Below are 17,828 nucleotides of genomic sequence, written 5' to 3'. Positions count from 1 at the left end.
ACACTCGTTGTGAGCCGGAAGAGCCCGGCATCGTCGAAACGCATGCGTTGACGAGACGCCTCGGTGAGATAGTTGCCGTCGACAGCGTGTCGCTGGACGTGCGGCTCCGCGAGATATTCGGCCTCGTCGGGCCGAACGAGGCAAGCAAGTCGACCCACACCAAGATGCTCACGTCCCTGCCACCATCCGGGTTTCGAGTGAGCCCTTCCACAGCGTCTGGAGACGTACCGTGATTGTCGAGAATGTCATGACCACGCCGGTCATCAGCGTCGAGCCTTCGACCTCCATCGGTGAGGCGGCCAAGCTCATGCTGGCCCATCGGATCAGCGGCCTTCCCGTGGTCGAACGCAACGGCCGCCTGGTCGGTGTTGTCAGCGAAGGTGACCTTCTGCGCCGAAGCGAGCTCGGTACCGAATGCAGACGTCCATCGTGGCTGGAATTCCTCGTCGGGCCCGGCAGGATCGCGGATGAATTCGTCCATGCCCATGGCCGCAAGGTCGAAGAGGTAATGTCCGCCGACCTCGTGACGGTTCAAAGCGATGCGACGCTCGATGACGTCGTCGAAGCCATGAGCCGCCGCCACATCAAGCGGCTTCCGGTCATCAAGGGCGATAGCTTGATCGGGATCGTGACGCGATCCGATATCATGCGCGCCCTGGCGCAGGCTCTTCCTCCGGCGAGCGCGCAGGAGATGATGAACGACGAGCAGATCCGCAATGCCATCGTTGCGGAACTCGCCAGTCAGGACTGGGGTGGGTCGTTCATCAGGGTCAATGTGCTGAACGGCGCCGTTGAACTTATCGGATCGATCTTCGATGAGCGGGAGCGGAGGGCCGCCCACGTGATCGCGGAGAACGTGCCCGGTGTAAAGTCGGTGAAGGATCAGCTGGTCTGGATCGAGCCTGTGTCCGGAATGGTGATCCTTCCGCCGGACGACAGCCCAAGATAGCCGCTTCGGAACTTAGGCGATGATACAATCGAGTTCGACTCCGGATCGAAAGGCGGTGCGCCAAGGCCTTGCCGATCCTGAGCGTGCGCCAGCGGGCGCCCAGGATCGCTTCTGGGTCTATCCTACAGAGGAATGCCTTACCCGATGCGGGACAGGGAAGGATGGATTGTCCGCGAAAGAAGCGGCTCGGCGTCTGCTGGACTTCGGCCCCAATGTCGCCGTCGAGCCGACGCGCCGCAGAATTCTTGCGAAGATCGGCAAGCGCCTTGTCGAGCCGCTCATTGCCATCCTGATCGCGGCTGCCCTGATCTCCGGCGCTACCGGCGACTGGGCAAGCTTCGGCATCATCCTGACGATCCTGGGGCTCTCCATTGCACTCGATGTCACGCAAGAGCATCGCGCCGAAGCTGCGGCCGACGCTCTCAAGCGTTCGGTGGCAGTGCGCTCGACCGTGGAGCGGGACGGAAAGCCGCTCAGCCTGCCGGTTGACGAGATCGTGCCTGGCGACATCGTTCTGCTGCGCGCAGGCGACCTCGTCCCGGCTGACGGGATCGTGCTCGACACCAAGGCGGCCCACACGAACGAGGCATTGCTGACCGGCGAACCGTTTCCGGTCGAGAAGCGGCCCGGACCGAGCAATGCGGACACGCCGGCGGAAGCCTTCAATGCCCTGTTTGGCGGCACGGCGCTGGTGAGCGGTGAGGCCACCATGCTGGTGGTCGCCACCGGCGCACAAACCCGGTTCGGCGGGATTGCAGCCGCCCTGCGAACAGTGGAGCCGCCCACCGCCTTCGAAAGGGAGCTGCATGCCTTCGGGATCCTGATCCTGCGCATGACGGCCTTCCTGGTGTTGTTCGTCCTCCTTGCCAACCTGATGCTTCATCGACCAGCGATTGAGTCCTTCCTCTTCGCGGTGGCATTGGCGGTCGGGCTCACGCCGGAACTGCTGCCGATGATCATGACCGTGACCTTGTCGCGTGGGGCCGTACGCATGGCAGCCCGCAAGGTGGTCGTGAAGCGTCTGTCGGCGATCCATGATCTTGGGGCCATGGATGTTCTGTGCACCGACAAGACCGGTACCCTGACCGAGGCCAGCATCGCATTGGTCGGTCATCCGGATCTCAATGGAGTGGATTCAGAGAGGGTGATCGAATTGGCCACGGTCAACAGCCGGTTCGAGAGCGGCGTCAGGAGTGCACTCGATGACGCCATTCTTGCGCATGCGGAAGACAAATCCTTGGACGCATGGCGGCGGATCGCGGACGTGCCTTTCGACTTCGAGCGTCGACGCGTTTCTGTTCTTGCCGCGAAGGACGGAGAGCGCATTCTGATCGTGAAGGGGGCGCCTGAGGAAATTCTGGCGCGATGTGATCGGGTCGATCAGGGAACAAGTGTCGCAATTGCCCTCGATTCAAACGTCCGGATGAGATTGGAACGCCTTCTCGAGGAGAAGTCCACTCAAGGACTTCGTTGTCTCGGCGTTGCCTGGCGGAGCATACCTGCGGATCGTGACAGGCCTGCCGTTGACGATGAACAGGACCTCGTCTTCTCCGGCTATTGCGTCTTCGCCGATCCGCCGAAGGCCTCGGCCGCTCAGGCGATCGCCAGGCTGGAGGCAGTCGGGGTGAAAATCAAGATCATCTCAGGCGATGCCGCGCCGGTTCTGCACCACATCGTCGGGGCCCTCGATGTCCCCGCGCATGGTTTGTTGACGGGAGCCGAGATTGCCAAGCTCGGCGACGAGGCGCTGGCTGTGCGTGCTGTCCAGACCGACCTGTTCGCTCGCGTATCGCCAGATCAGAAGACGCGGATCGTTCGAGCTCTTCAGGCGCAGGGCCACACGGTCGGATTCATCGGCGACGGCATCAATGACGCTCCTGCCATCAAGGCCGCAGATGCCGGCTTGTCCGTGGATGGAGCGTCCGATGTCGCCCGCGCCGCAGCCGACATGATCCTGCTCGAGCACGATCTTGGCGTCGTAGCGGATGGGGTCGCCGAGGGCAGGCGGACCTATGCGAACATCATGAAGTACATCCGAATGGGGACGTCGTCGAATTTCGGCAATATGCTGTCGATGGCTTTCGCATCGCTTTTCTTGCCCTTCCTCCCGCTGACGCCGATCCAGGTTCTCCTCAACAACCTGCTCTACGACGTAAGCGAAACCGGCATTCCCTTCGACAATGTCGATGAGCGCGAGATTGCCCGTCCTCATACCTGGAACATGCACGAGCTTTTGCGTTTCTCGTTGATCATGGGGCCGCTGTCGTCCGTGTTCGACATCGCGACTTTCGTGGTCCTGCTTCAGGGCTTTGGTGCATCGGCAGAGGTTTTCCGGACGGGATGGTTCGTGGAATCCACGGCAACGCAGATTCTCGTCGTCTTCCTGATCCGGACCTCCCTGCCGGCTTGGATCAGCGGGCCGAACAAGGTGCTGGTGGCGAGCTCGCTCTTAACCCTGGGCGTGGCTCTCCTCATGGCCTTGTCGCCCATGGGGATGGGCCTAGGATTCGTAACGCTTCCCTGGCCCATCCTGGCGATCCTGGCTGTTCTTGGGGCGGGCTACCTTCTGATGGCGGAGATCCTGAAGCGCTTCGCCCTGCCAAAGCAGCGCTCGATTGCAAGACGCTATTCCAGAGGCTTGAAAGCTGCGGGCTGAGTGTCCTTTCCACTTGTCCTCCTTGCGGTTTAGCGGTCGGCCTTGAATGATAAGGTCAGGTAGCGATCTCAAGATACATCTCGAACTGGCCGATCGGTGTCCGGTCGAATCCCATGCGGGCCATGAAGTCCAGAGCGAGTTCCTCGGGCATGTTCGCGGTGACGAGCAGATCATGCTTTGGATAGGTTGCCGACAGGGCAGAGATCATGGCGCGGCCCAATCCGCGTCTCCGCGCGTCGCGGTTCACGAAGAGGGTACGCAGGGTGAGGCTTGCAGGTTGCGGCGCAGGTTCCACGAGGGCGAAGGCGGCTCCCTCCAGAGACAGCCCACGCGCCGGTGCGGCCATGGCAGAAAGAGTTTCCGGGGCCATGAACCATGGAAGATCTGCCGGTCCTTCCTCGGCCAGCTTGCGGGCGATGAGCAATGGATCGATGTCGACAAGGTGAGCCATGGCAGATGATGCTTCGGCCGCCGCAGGTCGGCGATAGCCGATCAGCCGGCGGCTGCTCTCGAAGCCGAGGCTGCGGTAAAGGCGCACGGCCGGCTCGTTGGTGTCGATGACCTCGAGCAGCACACGGCGGTCGCCGAGGCTGCGCAGATTGTCGACGACCTCACTCAAAGCAATCCGCCCGAGGCCCCGAGCCCGGTGAGACGGGACGATGCCCATTGCGGCGATCCGCGCCGTCCAGCCACGACGGGCCACAAGGATGAGAGCGACAGGGCATTCGCCTTCCACGAACACGCGGCTGGCGTGCAGGTCTAGGGTCTCGCGCCGGAAGCGGGCGTTGAACATCTCTCCGTTAATCGTCTGAGCCACGACATAGCCTTCGAAGCAGGCGGTCATGATCTCGGCGAGCGCAGATGTCGTAAAGGTCAGGGCAGGGCGGCTGGTCACGCCCGGGGGAAGGGACATCGGGGCCTCCATTCGGCTGAGAAGGGGCGGGGAATGCCGAAGGCGCTAATCCGGCAGCCAGGCTGTGATCTGCTGCGGGGTGAGGTTAGCCCCGCATAGCACCGTTGCTACACGGGAACCCGCATGTTCCCGTCGTCGGGTCAGAAGTCCGGCCAGGCCTGCGGCGCCCGCAGGCTCCACCACGCGGCCGAGATGCTGCCGAATGAGACGCATGGCCTCCAGGATGGCCCGATCGCTCACGAGCGCCACCTCGTCGACGGTCTCCTTCAAGGACTCGACCGCGAACGGCACCGGCACCCGCACGGCGATGCCGTCGGCGATCGTGTCGACCGAGGGTGTCTCCATCGGGCGCCCTGCCGTAAAGGAATGTGCCATGCAGGGCGCTCCTTCGGCCGCGACGGCGACGATGCGGGTCCTGGGCGAGCGGTGCCTGAGCCAGCACCCCATGCCGGAGGCGAGAGCGCCGTTGCCGAGCGGAATGAACACGGCATCGATCTCCGGCAGCGCGTCTGTGATTTCCATGGCAATCGTGCCCGCACCCTCGGCGATGGCAGGCTCCGCCCCGTCCTCCACGAACCGGAAGCTCCGCTCGGCGGCGAAGGTCTTCGCTCGGGCCTTGGCGGCATCGAGATCCTGCCCGTGGAGGATGACCTCGGCCCCGAACTTGCGCATGGCGTCGATCTTGAGCGGGCTCGCCGTCTCGGCGGCAAAGACGATGACCCGATGCCCGGCTTTGGCGGCGGCATAGGCCAAGCCTTGGCCGAAATTGCCTGCGGAGGCCGCGACAAGGGTTGTGGGCCCGCCAAGGTCGCTGGCGACGAACAGGCTGGTTCCTCGGCCCTTGAAGGAGCGGATCGGATTTTCAGTCTCGTCCTTCAGCCACAGGGACAGCCCGAGATGCCGGTCGATAGCAGGCGACGTCCGCAGGGCGGAGTTCATGAAGACGGGGTCGATCAGGTGCCGCGCCTTGGCGATTCGGACAGGTGACAGGTCAGTGTTGCTCATGCGAGAAACGTAGCAATCTTCCGTGCGGCTTGCTCCCGATTTTTATGCGAGGCGCGCTGAAAGCCCGCTCGAGAACCTGATGTATCGCACGATTTCCGCATGACGAGCCTTGATGATTTCGACCGTCTGATCCTCGATCTGCTCCAGGACGACGCTGAACGATCGAGCGAGGTGATCGCCGCCGAGGTCGGTCTCTCCGCGTCCGCCGTGCAGCGCAGGATCTCTCGCCTGAAGCGGGAGGGCGTCATCGAGAAGGTGATTGCACTGGTCGAGCCGCGGTCGCTCGGGCGAACGGTGACGGTGCTGGTCGAGGTGGAGATCGACAACGAGCGTCGAAGCGCCCTGGAGGCCTTTAAGCGTTGGGTTTCCGAGGCCCCGGAGGTGCAATCATGCTGGTACGTCACGGGGGATGCGGATTACGTGCTTCTTGTGTCCACTCGCGACCTCGACGGCTACAACGCCTTCATCGAGCGGCTGATGACCGAGCAACCGGTCGTGCGCAAGTACAAGAGCCTGATTTCCCTCAAGACGATCAAGCGCGGTCTGAAGATTGCGACGGACGTGACCTGAACCCATGACCCAACGTCCATCTTGCCGAGAGGCTCCGGCGGCTTGGCATGGGGGATAAAGGTTGGAAGGCGTTGGAAGGAGATGCCAATTCATCTGGTAGACAGACGATAGGGCATCTTCCAGACCGCCGAGCGACCGGGCGCCTTGCCCGGTCGCTCATCGCTTACGTGAAAAGTTACCCAGCGTTAGGGCGGAGCGGGGTGGCGGAGCCGAGGCCGAAGGTGCCGGGCTTCACGGCGAGTGCGCCGTCGCCGATCAGGACATGGGCAAGGGCGGCGAGCGCCAGGAAGGCGGGATATTCCCAGCCGCCATTGGGGGCGTTGAACACCCAGCCATTCGGGGCGTGCACGAGCAGGGCGCCCAGGAGAACCGGCAAGAGGGCGGCCGACACGGCGCGACCATAGAAGCCCAGCAGGATGGCGAGGCCGCCGATCAGCTCGGCCAGGATGATCGGCCAGGCGAGAAAGGCCGGATAGCCGACCTGGGTCAGAAAGCCGGCGAAGCCCGGCACCGTGAAGACGGCGATCTTCAGATAAGCGTGAGCGATGAACATGATGCCGAGGGCCACGCGGAGGGCGAAAGCACCATAGGGAGCAAGGCGGGTGTCGATCATAGTTTTGTCTCCGAGACCTCTATGGTCCGTTGCCAAGAACCTGATCTGCTCATCGATGCAATGCAACGTAGCAACGTGCAGATAGGACATTGCAGTAATGCAAAGTTGCCTCCTTTGAAAGCAGCGGGCGTCAATTCGAACTCACGTCCGATGCTCTCAGCTTTTGTCTCGTGGCATCCTTTTTGCGCAAAACCGGTTCCCACTTTTGCGTTGGATGCTTTAGAGCCCGGAGCCGTTCTCCGGACCAGTCACGCGGGAGCGGCCCCTGGACGATGCTCAGGCTCCCGGGACCGTCCAGGGGGCCCGGCCTTCGACCGGATAGGCGGGGTCGTTGTATCCGGGCGTCGAGGGATGGCCGGTCGGGACGAGACTGTCGACGAGGGCCTCATCCTCGGCGGTGAAGCGATAATCGAGCGCCTTCAGGTAATCGTCCCATTGCTCTTCCGTGCGCGGGCCCGCGATCACAGCCGTGACGATGCGGTTGTTCAGGACCCATCCCACGGCGAACTGGCCCGCCGTGATGCCGCGCGCCTCCGCATGGCGCTTGAGGTCCTGTGCGATCTGGAGGGATTCCGGCCGCCACTCGGTCTGCAGCATGCGCTTGTCCTGGCGTCCGGCGCGGCTCGTTTCCGGCGGCGGCGCGTCGGGGCTGTACTTGCCGGTCAGGACGCCGCGCGCGAGGGGCGAATAGGGCACCACGCCGAGGCCGTAGTAATGGCAGGCGGGCAGGTGCTCCACCTCGGGCATCCGGTTCATGGCGTTGTAGTAGGGCTGGCTCACCACGGGCCGGTCGATGCCGAGCTCGTCGCAGAGGCGGCAGATCTCGGCCACGCGCCAGGCCTTGTGGTTCGAGACGCCGAAATACCGGATCTTGCCCTGGCGCACGAGATCGCCCATGGCGCGCACTGTCTCGGACAGCGGCGTCGTGTAGTCTTCCCGGTGGATGTAGTAGATGTCGATCCAGTCCGTGCCGAGGCGCCGCAGGCTCGCCTCTGCCGATTCCATGATGTGCCGGCGCGAGAGGCCGCGTTCGTTGGGACCTTGCCCGGTCGCATTGGCCACCTTTGTGGCGAGCACCCAATGGGATCGATGAGGCGCGATGGCCCGTCCCGTGATCTCCTCGGAGACGCCCTCGTTGTAGACGTCGGCCGTGTCGATGAAGTTCACGCCCGCCTCATGGGCTTTCGAAATGATGCGCCCGGAGAGCGCTTCATCGGTCGGCCCGCCGAACATCATCGTGCCGAGGCAGATCGGGGAGACCTTGAGGCCGGACCGGCCCAGGTTGCGGTAATCCATTGCGAAGCTCCGTCATCGGTGTCGGGGGAAAGATAGGGCGATTGCCGGGATATCGATATGCGCAACGAAGACGGCGGCGTTCATCGCGGGACCTGCGGATCGGACTGAGCTCTGTCGCGGCTGCACATTTCGTGCCTGATCCGCACGGCCAGCCGCGTTGGATCGAGATCGACATCGTTCTCCGTGACCACGCAACCCGCCGCGACATCGCGAGTCAGGTGCACGCCGTGGGCGAGGCCGATGGGCAGCATGCGCCGGGCCTTGCTGCGCGCTGCGGGCACCAGGCGACCATAGACGGTGTAGCCGCCTTCGCCGTCGAGGCTTTCGCCTGCCGTGAGGTCGCGCTTGGCAACCGCCACCGCGTCGCCGCGCCATGACCGGCACGAGCCGGTCGGCTCGCCGCGCAGGGCCGCGCTCAGGACGGATATCGACAATTCGAGGCCGATCAGATGGAAGGGTTTATACATGGCCGCATAGCGGCCCGTCGAATCGGTGGGCAGCCCATATTGCCTGAAACACGCTGCCGCGTAATCGTTGGGGGCCTTGAGCACCACATAGACGCCCCAGCGCAGATCCCGGAACACGGGTCTGCCGTCGCGCTCGAGCGAGGACACCACCTCCACCATGCCGTCATGGTCGAGCAGGCCGCCGACGTCGCGCGGGCGCAGGATATGCGCGAGATCGTCGACGCCGCAGGGCGGGAAGCGCAGGCCGTCCTCCGGAACGTCGAGGTCGCAGGCATTCGCGATGGCGGCCATCTCGATGGCGGACTTGGTGCCGTCAAGAAAGGAGTTGAACATCTGCGGGTTCATGCCCGCCGCCTTCGCCTGCTCGGCGGTCAGTCCGTAATGGGTCCAGACATCGTCCGGCGTGACCGCGTGATAGGCCGGGAGGTACTTCGTTCCCTTGCCGGCCGCCGCGACCGTGAAGCCCGCGGCCCTGGCCCAGTCCACCATCTCGGACACGAGCGCGGGCTGGTCGCCATAGGCCATCGAGTAGACGACGCCGCGCTCCCGCGCCCTTTCGGCAAGCAGAGGTCCTGCCAGGACATCGGCCTCCACATTGACCATGACGATGTGCTTGCCGGCCTCGATGGCAGCCATTGCGTGCCGGATGCCTGCCTCGGGATGGCCGGTCGCTTCGATCACGACCTCCACATCGTCGGCATGGGACGCATCCGTCCCGTTCGTGGAGAAGCGCGTGGCTGCGATCCTCTCCTCGTTCCAGCCCACATTGCGGCAGGCTGCGCGCGCCCGTTCCGGATCGAGGTCGACGATCAGCGCGACCTCAAGACCGTCGATGGTCGGTACCTGGGCGAGAAACATCGAACCGAACTTGCCGGCGCCGATCAGCGCGGTGCGAACAGGGCGCCCCGTCTCGTGTCGTTGGCGGAGCAATGCTGTCAGATTCATGGCGCCTCGCTTCCCGGCTTGGGTTTCCTTTCCGGTCAGGCTCGAAGCTGCGATGGCGCAAGTCAATGGGCTACATCGTTCGATGCGGCCCATTGCGCCTAAAGGGTGAGGGACGCGGCTGCGCGGTCAGCGCGTGGGCAATGCACCGAGAGCGGAGAGTTGCGCCTCGGCCTCTGCGACCGAGACCGCTCCGGGCTTGAGTCCTTCCCGCGCCATGCGGGCACCCAGCTCCGTGAAATAGGTGTTCGCCGGAACCGGTACGCCGTGCAGGCGTCCGAGCAGCACGATCTCGCCGTTGAGATAATCCGTCTCGATGGAGCCGCCGCCGCGCGCAAGGCTCTGCGTCGTCGAGCTGCCCAGGCGGTCGATCCCTGCGATCGGCTGCTGCTTCACCAGCTGCGCCCTGCGCGCATCGGCTGCACCGACGTCGAGCCATGGGATGCCGGCCGCCCTGTAGGCGGCTTCCGCCTCGGCTCGGAGCAGTGCTTCCAAGTGCTTGTAATCGGCATCCAGGCCGAGGGCTGCCTGCAGGATGTTGCTCAGGTTGAGGATCAGCTTGCCGTATTTGCTCTGCATCACGTCCTGCGACACGAAGGCCGCGATGTTGGCCGCCTCCAGGGCTTCGGCGAGCTTCGCGTCGTGCGCGTTGCTGCCGCCCGGATAGCGCCCGATGTCGAAGATGCCGTGACGCGGCACGGAGTGCGCGGCGATCTCGCCCGGCGCCGAGATCGCCGCCGGCATGATCACCGTCACGCCATGCACTTCGGGGAACAGGCGAAGGGCGAGCCGCTCGTTCGTCACGCCGTTCTGAACGCAGAAGAGCGGCTGCCCGGTGACGCCTGCTACCCGCAGGCGTTCGAGCGCGGCCAGCGTGTCCTGGGTCTTCATCGTCAGCAGGATGGCATCGTCCGGGCGGAAATCGATCTCCGTCGGGTCCGACACGCAGGAGAACTTCGCCCGCTCGGTCTTCTCCGGCGTGCGCAGAAGCAGCCCGTCGTCCTGGATCGCCTTGAGCTGAGCACCGCGCGCGATGCCGACGACCTCTTGCCCCGAGAGCGTCAGGGCCGCCGCGACGGTCCCTCCGATTGCGCCAGCGCCATAGACAATGATCCGCATGATGATCCTCGCGTGAAAGCTGGATGAGAGGGAAAGGGACTCGCATCCTCTTTAAGCGCCTTGTCCCGTGTGTTCCAGGGTTTAGCACGTTTTCGGTGAGAGGTGGCTGCGATGAAAGGTCGAGACCCCGCTGTAGAGCTTCGAACAGGTCCATCCACGTCATCACCGGCCTCGTGCCGGTGATCCCGATGACTTGAAGCGTCGCGCTCTGCCGATTGGGATGACCGGGACAAGCCCGGTCATGACGTGGTGGGTGCCGACGCCTTGCGCGAGCAACGCGCCGCGTTTCACTCCCGCGCCGCCCACACCATGCCGCGCCGCAGGATGGTGCGCATCTGAGGCACGTCGAACTCCTTCGCCACATGGCCGAGGGAGCTGTAGAAGACGCGGCCTTGGCCGTGGCGGCGCTTCCACACGACCGGCATGACCACACCGTCGATCCAGGGCGCATGTTCTCCGGAAAACGTCGTCGTGGCGAGAACCTCGTTCGAGGGGTCCACGTGCATGTAGTATTGTTCGGAGCGGTAGTCGAAATCGCCGACGTCCTGCATGACCGGATCGTCGGGCCGGGTGACGGTCACGCGGTAATCGATGATGTTGCCGGGATGGGCCACCCATTGCCCGCCGCACATGAACTGGTACTCGACCGCCTCGCGGAAGGCATCGCCCATGCCGCCGTGAAAGCCCGCGAGACCGGTGCCCTCGCGGACCGCCAGGGAGAGGTTCGACACCTCGTCCTTCTCGATCTTCGACATGGTGAAGATCGGCACGATGAGACTCATCGTGGAGAGCTGCGGGCTGGCGAAGGCGCGGGTCGAGTTTTCCAGGTGAACCTGAAAACCCTCGTCCCGCAGCATCCCGGCCACGATGGCGGCGCATTGTTCCGGCTCATGGCCGGGCCAGCCGCCCCACACGATGAGTGCTTCGCGCATCGTTCGTACTTTCCTTGTCTTGCGTCGCTCGATCTCAGGCGGCGGACGCCGTCTCGGGCAGACCCTTCCAGAGCAGCGCCGCGTCGGAATCCTGCAGCACGGCCGGCCGTTCGAGGGACGTGGTGATCGCGCGCGGCTGTCCGGTGGCCGCTCCTTCGAGGATGCTGTGCATGACCTCCAGAACGTGCAGGCCGAGACGACCGCTGGAGCGGTGCGGCGTGCCGCTCAGAACGGAGCTTGCGAGGTCGGCGAGGCCGAGCGCCCGATAGTTCGCCTTGTTGGGAACGTCGGGAGCCCAGTTCGGCGAGCGCCAGTTGGGAGAACCCAGCGGCATTTCGCTGGAATCCACTGCGCGCCAGTCGCCGCCACGCTCGGTGATCTCCACCTGTCCGCCGAAGAAGTTCGGGTCCGGTACTCGCAGCGAGCCCTCCGCCCCATAGATCTCGATGGCCGGATGGCTGTGCTTCCACACGTCCCAGCTCATGCAGAAGGTGACCTGCGCGCCCGAGGCGAATTCGAGAAGCGACATCACGTGTGTCGGCGTCTCGACGGCGATGCGTTGGCCCTTGCGCGGCGACTCGGATGTCACGATGCGCTCGGGGTAACCGATGCTCGACATGGCGACGACGCGCTGGACAGGGCCGATGAGATTGACGAGGGTGCTCAGGTAATAAGGCGCCATGTCGAGGATCGGGCCGCCGCCGGGCTTGAAGAAGAATTCCGGATCCGGATGCCAGTGCTCCATGCCGTGCGACATCAGGAACGCCGTCCCGGACAGGATGCGCCCGATCTTGCCCTCGTCCACGAGATTGCGGGCGAGGCGCCCGCCCGCGCCGAGGAAGGTGTCGGGGGCGCAACCGAGATGGAGGCCGCGCGCCTCCGCTTCGTCCACGAGCCTGCGGCCCTGCTCGAAATCGACCGCGAGCGGTTTCTCCGAGAACACGTGTTTGCCGGCGGAAAGCGCCGCGAGCGAGACGCCGAAATGCGCGGCCGGGACCGTGAGGTTGACCACGAGGTCGATGTCCTCGCGGGCGAGCAACTCATCGACCGTCAGGGCCTCGATGCCGTGCCGGCTCGCCTGGGCCTGCGCGACCTCCGGCTTCATGTCCGCGCAGGCGCGCAGGGTGAGGCCGCGATAGGCCGGGATGTTCCGGAGATAGATGCCGGAGATGTTGCCGCATCCGATGATGCCGACATTGAGGGAGTTCATGATCCTAATCCTCGATCGTGCGCAGGAAGGCAAAGCTGTTGCGGGCGGTTGCGGCCGGGTCGGCCGGCTTGTCGTGCTCGACGACCATCCATTCGGCCCCGGCATCGCGGCACACGCGCCACAACTCGCGCCAGTTCAGGGTGCCGGAACCCACATCGGCCCAGCCGTCCTGGTCCTCGTTGCGGCCTGCGGGGGCGATGTCCTTCACGTGGGCGGCCGTGATCCTGCTGCGGTAGCGGTCGATCCATTCGCTGGGATTGGCGTTGCCGCGCACGAGCCATGCGACGTCGACCTGCCATTCGAGAGGACTCGATCCGGCTGCTTCGAAGATCAGTTCGAGGGCCGTCTTCGCCCCGTCCTTCGGCTTCAGCTCCCAATGGTGGTTGTGATAGCCGAGGCGGATTCCCTTGGCCTTGAACTGCTCCGCCATCTGCCCGAGCTCGCGGCCGAGCGAGCGCCAGCCGTCGGCGGCCATGTCGCGCTCCTCGGGCGGGACCGCCGGCATGTAGAGATGCGTGAGACCGAGCGTCTTGCAGGCGTCCACGACGGCGTCGGGCTTGTCCCGCAGGGCCGCCATGCCGACGTGGCTCGAGGATGCCTTAAGGCCGCGCGCATCGAGCTTCGCGCGGACCTCCGCGGCCTTGTCGAGATGCGAGCCGACCGTCTCCACGTGGCGATAGCCGGCATCCGCGACCGTATCGAGGATCAGGTCGAGATCCTCCAGGGATCGCAAGGTGTAGAGTTGAATGGAGAGAATGTCCGTGACGCTCATGAGGTCCTCAGGGTTCGTGGAAATCGGCGCGACGAGCCTCGCGGCGCGATCTGTCGCGATGTTGGTGTGATCACAGGCGCTCGCCGGTTTCGGCCGAGAAGAGAGATACCTGCGTGGGGTCGATATGGAGCGTCAGGCTCTCGCCCGGCATCGCCTTGCGGCTGCCGGTGGTGCGGACCTGCACCGAGCCGACGGGATCGCTGCACCAGATGACCGTGTCGGCGCCCATGGGTTCGACGATGTCGACCTTGAAGCCCGGCCATGCGCCGTCGCGCGCGATCTCCAGATGCTCCGGCCGCACGCCGAGCACGACATCCTGACCTGTCTGCGGCGCGGTGGCGAACGGATAGGCGGAGAGGGAGAGACGGCGGTCGCCCGCAAGGAAGCTCAGGCCCTCGCCGGTGTTCTCGATGCGGCCCTTGATGAAGTTCATCTGCGGCGATCCGACGAAGCCCGCCACGAACAGGTTGGCCGGCCGGTGATAGATCTCGTCGGGCGTGCCGATCTGCTGGATCTTCTGCTCCTTCATGACCACGATCCGGTCGGCCAGCGTCATCGCCTCGATCTGGTCGTGCGTGACGTAGACCATGGTGGTCTTGCCGAGCCGGGCATGGAGCCGCTTGATCTCGACGCGCAGCTCGTTCCTCAGCTTGGCGTCGAGGTTTGAGAGCGGCTCGTCGAACAGGAACACGGCGGCGTCGCGCACCAGGGCGCGACCGATGGCGACGCGCTGGCGCTGGCCGCCGGAGAGCTGGTCCGGGCGCCGGTCGAGGAGCGGCGCGATCTGCAGCAGCTCGGCCGCCTTGGCGACGCGCTTCTCGATCTCGGGCCGCGGCGTCTTGGCCATCTTCAGGCCGAAGGACATGTTCTCGCGCACGCTCATGCGCGGATAGAGGGCATAGGACTGGAACACCATGGCGATGCCCCGGTCCTTGGGCTCCTCCCAGGTGACGTTCCTGCCGTTGATCCAGATCTGCCCCTCGGCCACGTCGAGCAGGCCCGCGATGGCGTTGAGCAGGGTGGACTTGCCGCAGCCGGATGGTCCCAGCAGGACGATGAATTCGCCCTCGCTGATGTCGAGCGAGAGGCCGTCGAACACCTGGACGGCTTCGAATGCGACGGTCACGTCGCGAACGGAAACGGACGACATGCCTTATCCCTTCACAGCGCCGGCGGCGATGCCGCGGACGAACCAGCGTCCGGAGACGAAGTAGACGACGAGCGGAACGAGCGCCGCGAGCATGGTGGCCGCCATGTCCACGTTGTAGGCGCGCTCGCCTTGCGTCGAGTGAACGATGTTGTTGAGCTGCACCGTCATGGGCAGGTTCTCGCGGCCCGCGAAGGTCAGGCCGAAGATGAAGTCGTTCCAGATGCCGGTGACCTGCAGGATGGTAGCCACCACCAGGATCGGCGTCGACATGGGCAGGATCACCCGGAAGAAGATCGTCCAGAACCCGCCGCCGTCGATGCGCGCGGCCTTGAACAGCTCGATGGGCAGTCCCGCGTAATAGTTGCGGAACAGGAGCGTCATCGTCGGCAGGCCGAAGATCACATGCACCAGCACGATGCAGGTGAGCGAGTTGTAGATGCCCGTCATCGAGAAGATGCGCACCAGGGGATAGAGAAAGACCTGGTAGGGAATGAAGGCGCCGAGCAGCAGGATGCCGAACATCACGTTCGCGCCCTTCACGCGCCAGAACGACAGCGCATAGCCGTTGATGGCGCCGGCGACGATCGAGAGGATCACGGACGGGATCAGGATCCGCACCGAGTTCCAGAACCCGACGCTGATGCCGTTGCATTCCAGGCCCGTGCAGGCGGAGGACCACGCCTTGCTCCAGGCCTCGAAGGTCATGGCGGCCGGCAGGGCGACGATGTTGCCGAGCCGGATCTCGTCCATGGGCTTGAGCGAGGTCATGACCATGATCCAGAGCGGCAGCAGGAAGAACAGGGCGGCCGTCACCAGGAAGGCATAGACGCCGACGCGGCCGATCGTGAGATGCTGCGGGCGGCGGCCCTGAGGCACGAGGGTGCTCATGCGCGCCTCCCTTCCTGGCGGATGTAGCGGGCATAGACCCAGGGCGCGAGGACGATCACGACGGTGATCAGCATCATGGTCGCGGCGGCCGTTCCGAGAGCGATGTTGTTGCGCTCGAAGAGGTGGTCCATGACGAACTTGGCCGGCACTTCGGTGGCGATGCCCGGGCCGCCGAGCGTCATGGCGACCACGAGGTCGTAGAGCTTCACCACGCCGGTCGCGAGAAGCACAACGGCGGTGACGATCATGGGCCGGAGCAGGGGCAGGACGACGGAGGTGTAGACGCGCCAGGTCGGAATGCCGTCGACCTTGGCGGCCTTCCACAGGTCCTTGTCGACGCCGCGCAGGCCGGCGAGCAGGATGGCCATGGTGAGGCCCGCCCCGTGCCACAGGCCCGCGATCACGATGGTGTAGATTGCCATCCTCTGATTCACGAGCCAGTCGAACGTGAAGCTCCCGAAGCCCAGGTCGCGCACGAGCTTCTGCAGGCCGAGCCCCGGATTGAGGAACCATTGCCAGGCGACGCCGGTGACGACGAAGGACATGGAATAGGGATAGAGGAAAACCGTCCGGAAGAGGCCTTCGCCGCGCACGTTCTGGTCGATGAACACGGCGAGCAGGAAGCCGATGATCAGGCAGCCCGAGATGAACAGGATGCCGAAGATGACGATGTTCTCCGCCGAGGTGACGAAGCGGTCATTGACGAAGAGACGATTATACTGCGCAAGGCCGACCCAATCGAGCTTCGGCAGCAGGGTGGAACTCGTGAACGAGAGCCGCACCGTCCAGAGCATGCAGCCGATATAGACGACGAGAACGACGAGCGCGGTCGGCAGGAGCGCGATGGCGGCGGGCAGGCGCGTTCGCAGGCTGCGCCGGATCTTCGTGCCGCCCGGGGCGACGCTGGGAGCGCGGATCGAGATGGTTTCCACCGGACAGGCTCCATGGAGAGTGTTCGAACCTCAGGCATGGGTGCCTCGCCCCGTGTTGCCGGGGCGAGGCGGGCGGCCGATCAGGGCGCGTCCCGCATGGCGTTGGTGACCTTCTCCATGAAGGCGTCCGCCGACATGTTCGGGTTGTTCCAATATTGGGTGACCGCGTCCTGCATGGCGCCGGAGAAGTTCGGCGTGCTCAGGATCTCCATGCTTTCCACCTGGTTGGCCGGATCGCTCAGGATCGCGTGGGACTTCTGGGCGCAGACATCCATGGAGGACACGTCCACATCCATCCGCACCGGAATCGAGCCCTTCTTCTTGTTGAACTCGATCTGCGTGGTGGGATCGAGCATGACCTCGATCAGCTTGTCCTGGACGGCGAGCTGGCTCTTGTCCTTCGTGGCCGGGAAGACGAACACGTCGCCGCCGATCTGGAGCTTCGGCTCCTGGCCCACGACCGTGCAGCCGTATTCCTTGCCGGCGGTCTGGCCGGCCGCGATGAACTCGCCCTTGGCCCAGTCGCCGTTGAAGTGCATGGCGGCCTTGTTGGTGATCACGAGGGCGGTGGCGTCGTTCCAGTTGCGCCCCGGGCTGCCGGGATCGACGAGAGCGCGCATCTTGCCGAAGAGCTCGACCGATTCCTTGAATTTCGGATCCTTGGCGATCTGCGGGTCACGGGCGCCGTAGAGCTTGCGGAACATGTCCGCCCCGCCATGGCCGACGAGCACGGCCCGGAAAAGGTTGTGCTCCCAGTTCGGCTGGCCGCCGAGCGCAATCGGGATGATGCCCTTGGCCTTCAGCTTCTCGCCGGTCGCGACCAGCTCGGGGAAGGTCTTCGGGACTTCGAGCCCGGCATCGGCGAAGACCTTGGTGTTGTAGAACATCCAGTTCTGGCCGTGGATATTGACCGGGACGGCGAAGAACTTGCCCTCGCGCACGGTAGCATCCACGATCGGCTTTGGCATGATCTCGCGCCATTTGCCTGCCTTGGCGATCGCATCCACGTCGCGCACCAGGCCGTTGCTGACCAGCTCGTCGAACTGCTTGCCGGTGTTGAACTGCATCATGGTCGGGGGATTGCCGCCCACCATGCGGTTGATGCCGGCCGTGCGGGCATTGGCGCCGCCCGCGATGGCGTTGTCGACCCAGGTGCCGCCCGCCTTGGTGAACTGGTCGGCGAACACCTTGACAGAGGCGGACTCGCCGGCCGAGGTCCACCAATGCAGCACCTCCGCCTTCATCTGCTGAGCCATCGCTCCGGTGCTGCAGAAAAGGGCAACAGAAAGGGTATACGCGGAAACGCGTGTCTTCATGCTCATGGCTTCCTCCCGAGAAGCGTTTTATCGATTTTTGTAATCGATTACATCTTGCGATATAGGTTGTAGTGGCTTTTTAGATTAGTCAAGACACG

16 protein-coding genes are annotated in these 17,828 nt (G+C 64.5%); 3 read left to right on the top strand and 13 right to left on the bottom strand.

The window, feature by feature from the left end:
- Positions 1–229: 229 nt before the first annotated feature.
- Positions 230–949 (top strand): CBS domain-containing protein, encoded by a 720-nt coding sequence (locus H0S73_RS19065; RefSeq protein ID WP_181053627.1) that lies wholly within the window; start codon positions 230–232, stop codon positions 947–949.
- A gap of 19 nt (positions 950–968) precedes the next feature.
- A complete protein-coding gene (mgtA, locus tag H0S73_RS19060) occupies positions 969–3,605 on the top strand; it encodes a magnesium-translocating P-type ATPase (protein WP_181053626.1) in 2,637 nt (878 codons plus the stop codon).
- 55 nt (positions 3,606–3,660) lie between these two features.
- On the opposite strand, the gene H0S73_RS19055 is transcribed toward mgtA, so the two are convergent.
- Positions 3,661–4,518, bottom strand: a complete 858-nt coding sequence (locus tag H0S73_RS19055; RefSeq protein WP_181053625.1) for a GNAT family N-acetyltransferase — start codon at positions 4,516–4,518, stop codon at positions 3,661–3,663.
- 45 nt (positions 4,519–4,563) lie between these two features.
- Positions 4,564–5,523 (bottom strand): threonine ammonia-lyase, encoded by a 960-nt coding sequence (locus tag H0S73_RS19050; protein WP_181053624.1) that lies wholly within the window; start codon positions 5,521–5,523, stop codon positions 4,564–4,566.
- Positions 5,524–5,622: 99 nt separating this feature from the next.
- Between H0S73_RS19050 and H0S73_RS19045 the strand changes: the two genes are divergently transcribed.
- Positions 5,623–6,093: an Lrp/AsnC family transcriptional regulator gene (locus H0S73_RS19045; protein WP_181053623.1), complete on the top strand. Its 471-nt coding sequence runs from the start codon at positions 5,623–5,625 to the stop codon at positions 6,091–6,093.
- A gap of 175 nt (positions 6,094–6,268) precedes the next feature.
- Here H0S73_RS19045 and H0S73_RS19040 read toward each other — a convergent pair whose 3' ends face one another.
- The 11 genes from H0S73_RS19040 to H0S73_RS18990 form a co-directional block, all read right to left on the bottom strand.
- Positions 6,269–6,706, bottom strand: a complete 438-nt coding sequence (locus H0S73_RS19040) for a DoxX family protein (RefSeq protein ID WP_181053622.1) — start codon at positions 6,704–6,706, stop codon at positions 6,269–6,271.
- A 276-nt stretch (positions 6,707–6,982) separates the two neighbouring features.
- The gene (locus H0S73_RS19035) at positions 6,983–8,002 is read right to left on the bottom strand and encodes an aldo/keto reductase (RefSeq protein ID WP_181053621.1); all 1,020 of its coding nucleotides are present in this window, start codon (positions 8,000–8,002) and stop codon (positions 6,983–6,985) included.
- A gap of 80 nt (positions 8,003–8,082) precedes the next feature.
- On the bottom strand, positions 8,083–9,414 hold the full coding sequence (locus H0S73_RS19030; RefSeq protein WP_181053620.1) for an NAD(P)H-dependent oxidoreductase: 1,332 nt from the start codon (positions 9,412–9,414) through the stop codon (positions 8,083–8,085).
- Positions 9,415–9,540: 126 nt separating this feature from the next.
- The gene (locus H0S73_RS19025; protein WP_181053619.1) at positions 9,541–10,530 is read right to left on the bottom strand and encodes a ketopantoate reductase family protein; all 990 of its coding nucleotides are present in this window, start codon (positions 10,528–10,530) and stop codon (positions 9,541–9,543) included.
- 287 nt (positions 10,531–10,817) lie between these two features.
- On the bottom strand, positions 10,818–11,462 hold the full coding sequence (locus H0S73_RS19020; RefSeq protein ID WP_181053618.1) for a ThuA domain-containing protein: 645 nt from the start codon (positions 11,460–11,462) through the stop codon (positions 10,818–10,820).
- 34 nt (positions 11,463–11,496) lie between these two features.
- Positions 11,497–12,672 carry a Gfo/Idh/MocA family protein gene (locus tag H0S73_RS19015; RefSeq protein WP_181053617.1) on the bottom strand — a complete coding sequence of 392 codons (1,176 nt, stop codon included), beginning with the start codon at positions 12,670–12,672 and terminating at the stop codon, positions 11,497–11,499.
- A gap of 4 nt (positions 12,673–12,676) precedes the next feature.
- Positions 12,677–13,444, bottom strand: a complete 768-nt coding sequence (locus tag H0S73_RS19010; protein ID WP_181053616.1) for a sugar phosphate isomerase/epimerase family protein — start codon at positions 13,442–13,444, stop codon at positions 12,677–12,679.
- A 70-nt stretch (positions 13,445–13,514) separates the two neighbouring features.
- Positions 13,515–14,594 carry an ABC transporter ATP-binding protein gene (locus H0S73_RS19005; protein ID WP_181053615.1) on the bottom strand — a complete coding sequence of 360 codons (1,080 nt, stop codon included), beginning with the start codon at positions 14,592–14,594 and terminating at the stop codon, positions 13,515–13,517.
- 3 nt (positions 14,595–14,597) lie between these two features.
- Entirely contained in the window at positions 14,598–15,482 is an 885-nt protein-coding gene (locus tag H0S73_RS19000; protein ID WP_181053614.1) for a carbohydrate ABC transporter permease, read from the bottom strand.
- A complete protein-coding gene (locus tag H0S73_RS18995; RefSeq protein WP_181054388.1) occupies positions 15,479–16,363 on the bottom strand; it encodes a carbohydrate ABC transporter permease in 885 nt (294 codons plus the stop codon). The genes H0S73_RS19000 and H0S73_RS18995 overlap by 4 nt, the downstream gene beginning before the upstream one ends.
- Before the next feature lie 131 nt (positions 16,364–16,494).
- Positions 16,495–17,736, bottom strand: coding sequence for an ABC transporter substrate-binding protein (locus H0S73_RS18990; RefSeq protein ID WP_181053613.1), 1,242 nt, complete (start codon positions 17,734–17,736; stop codon positions 16,495–16,497).
- Positions 17,737–17,828 lie beyond the last annotated feature (92 nt).

This window comes from Microvirga mediterraneensis (assembly GCF_013520865.1).
GTDB classification, from domain to species: Bacteria; Pseudomonadota; Alphaproteobacteria; order Rhizobiales; family Beijerinckiaceae; genus Microvirga; species Microvirga mediterraneensis.
This window is presented reverse-complemented; position numbering and strand designations above follow the sequence as displayed.

What these genes read in the sequence shown, in the direction of transcription:
- mgtA (WP_181053626.1), top strand. Translation starts at nt 969, where the DNA reads ATGATACAATCGAGTTCGACTCCGGATCGAAAGGCGGTGCGCCAAGGC.
- H0S73_RS19055 (WP_181053625.1), bottom strand. Translation starts at nt 4,518, where the DNA reads ATGTCCCTTCCCCCGGGCGTGACCAGCCGCCCTGCCCTGACCTTTACG.
- H0S73_RS19050 (WP_181053624.1), bottom strand. Translation starts at nt 5,523, where the DNA reads ATGAGCAACACTGACCTGTCACCTGTCCGAATCGCCAAGGCGCGGCAC.
- H0S73_RS19045 (WP_181053623.1), top strand. Translation starts at nt 5,623, where the DNA reads ATGACGAGCCTTGATGATTTCGACCGTCTGATCCTCGATCTGCTCCAG.
- H0S73_RS19040 (WP_181053622.1), bottom strand. Translation starts at nt 6,706, where the DNA reads ATGATCGACACCCGCCTTGCTCCCTATGGTGCTTTCGCCCTCCGCGTG.
- H0S73_RS19035 (WP_181053621.1), bottom strand. Translation starts at nt 8,002, where the DNA reads ATGGATTACCGCAACCTGGGCCGGTCCGGCCTCAAGGTCTCCCCGATC.
- H0S73_RS19030 (WP_181053620.1), bottom strand. Translation starts at nt 9,414, where the DNA reads ATGAATCTGACAGCATTGCTCCGCCAACGACACGAGACGGGGCGCCCT.
- H0S73_RS19025 (WP_181053619.1), bottom strand. Translation starts at nt 10,530, where the DNA reads ATGCGGATCATTGTCTATGGCGCTGGCGCAATCGGAGGGACCGTCGCG.
- H0S73_RS19020 (WP_181053618.1), bottom strand. Translation starts at nt 11,462, where the DNA reads ATGCGCGAAGCACTCATCGTGTGGGGCGGCTGGCCCGGCCATGAGCCG.
- H0S73_RS19015 (WP_181053617.1), bottom strand. Translation starts at nt 12,672, where the DNA reads ATGAACTCCCTCAATGTCGGCATCATCGGATGCGGCAACATCTCCGGC.
- H0S73_RS19010 (WP_181053616.1), bottom strand. Translation starts at nt 13,444, where the DNA reads ATGAGCGTCACGGACATTCTCTCCATTCAACTCTACACCTTGCGATCC.
- H0S73_RS19005 (WP_181053615.1), bottom strand. Translation starts at nt 14,594, where the DNA reads ATGTCGTCCGTTTCCGTTCGCGACGTGACCGTCGCATTCGAAGCCGTC.
- H0S73_RS19000 (WP_181053614.1), bottom strand. Translation starts at nt 15,482, where the DNA reads ATGAGCACCCTCGTGCCTCAGGGCCGCCGCCCGCAGCATCTCACGATC.
- H0S73_RS18990 (WP_181053613.1), bottom strand. Translation starts at nt 17,736, where the DNA reads ATGAGCATGAAGACACGCGTTTCCGCGTATACCCTTTCTGTTGCCCTT.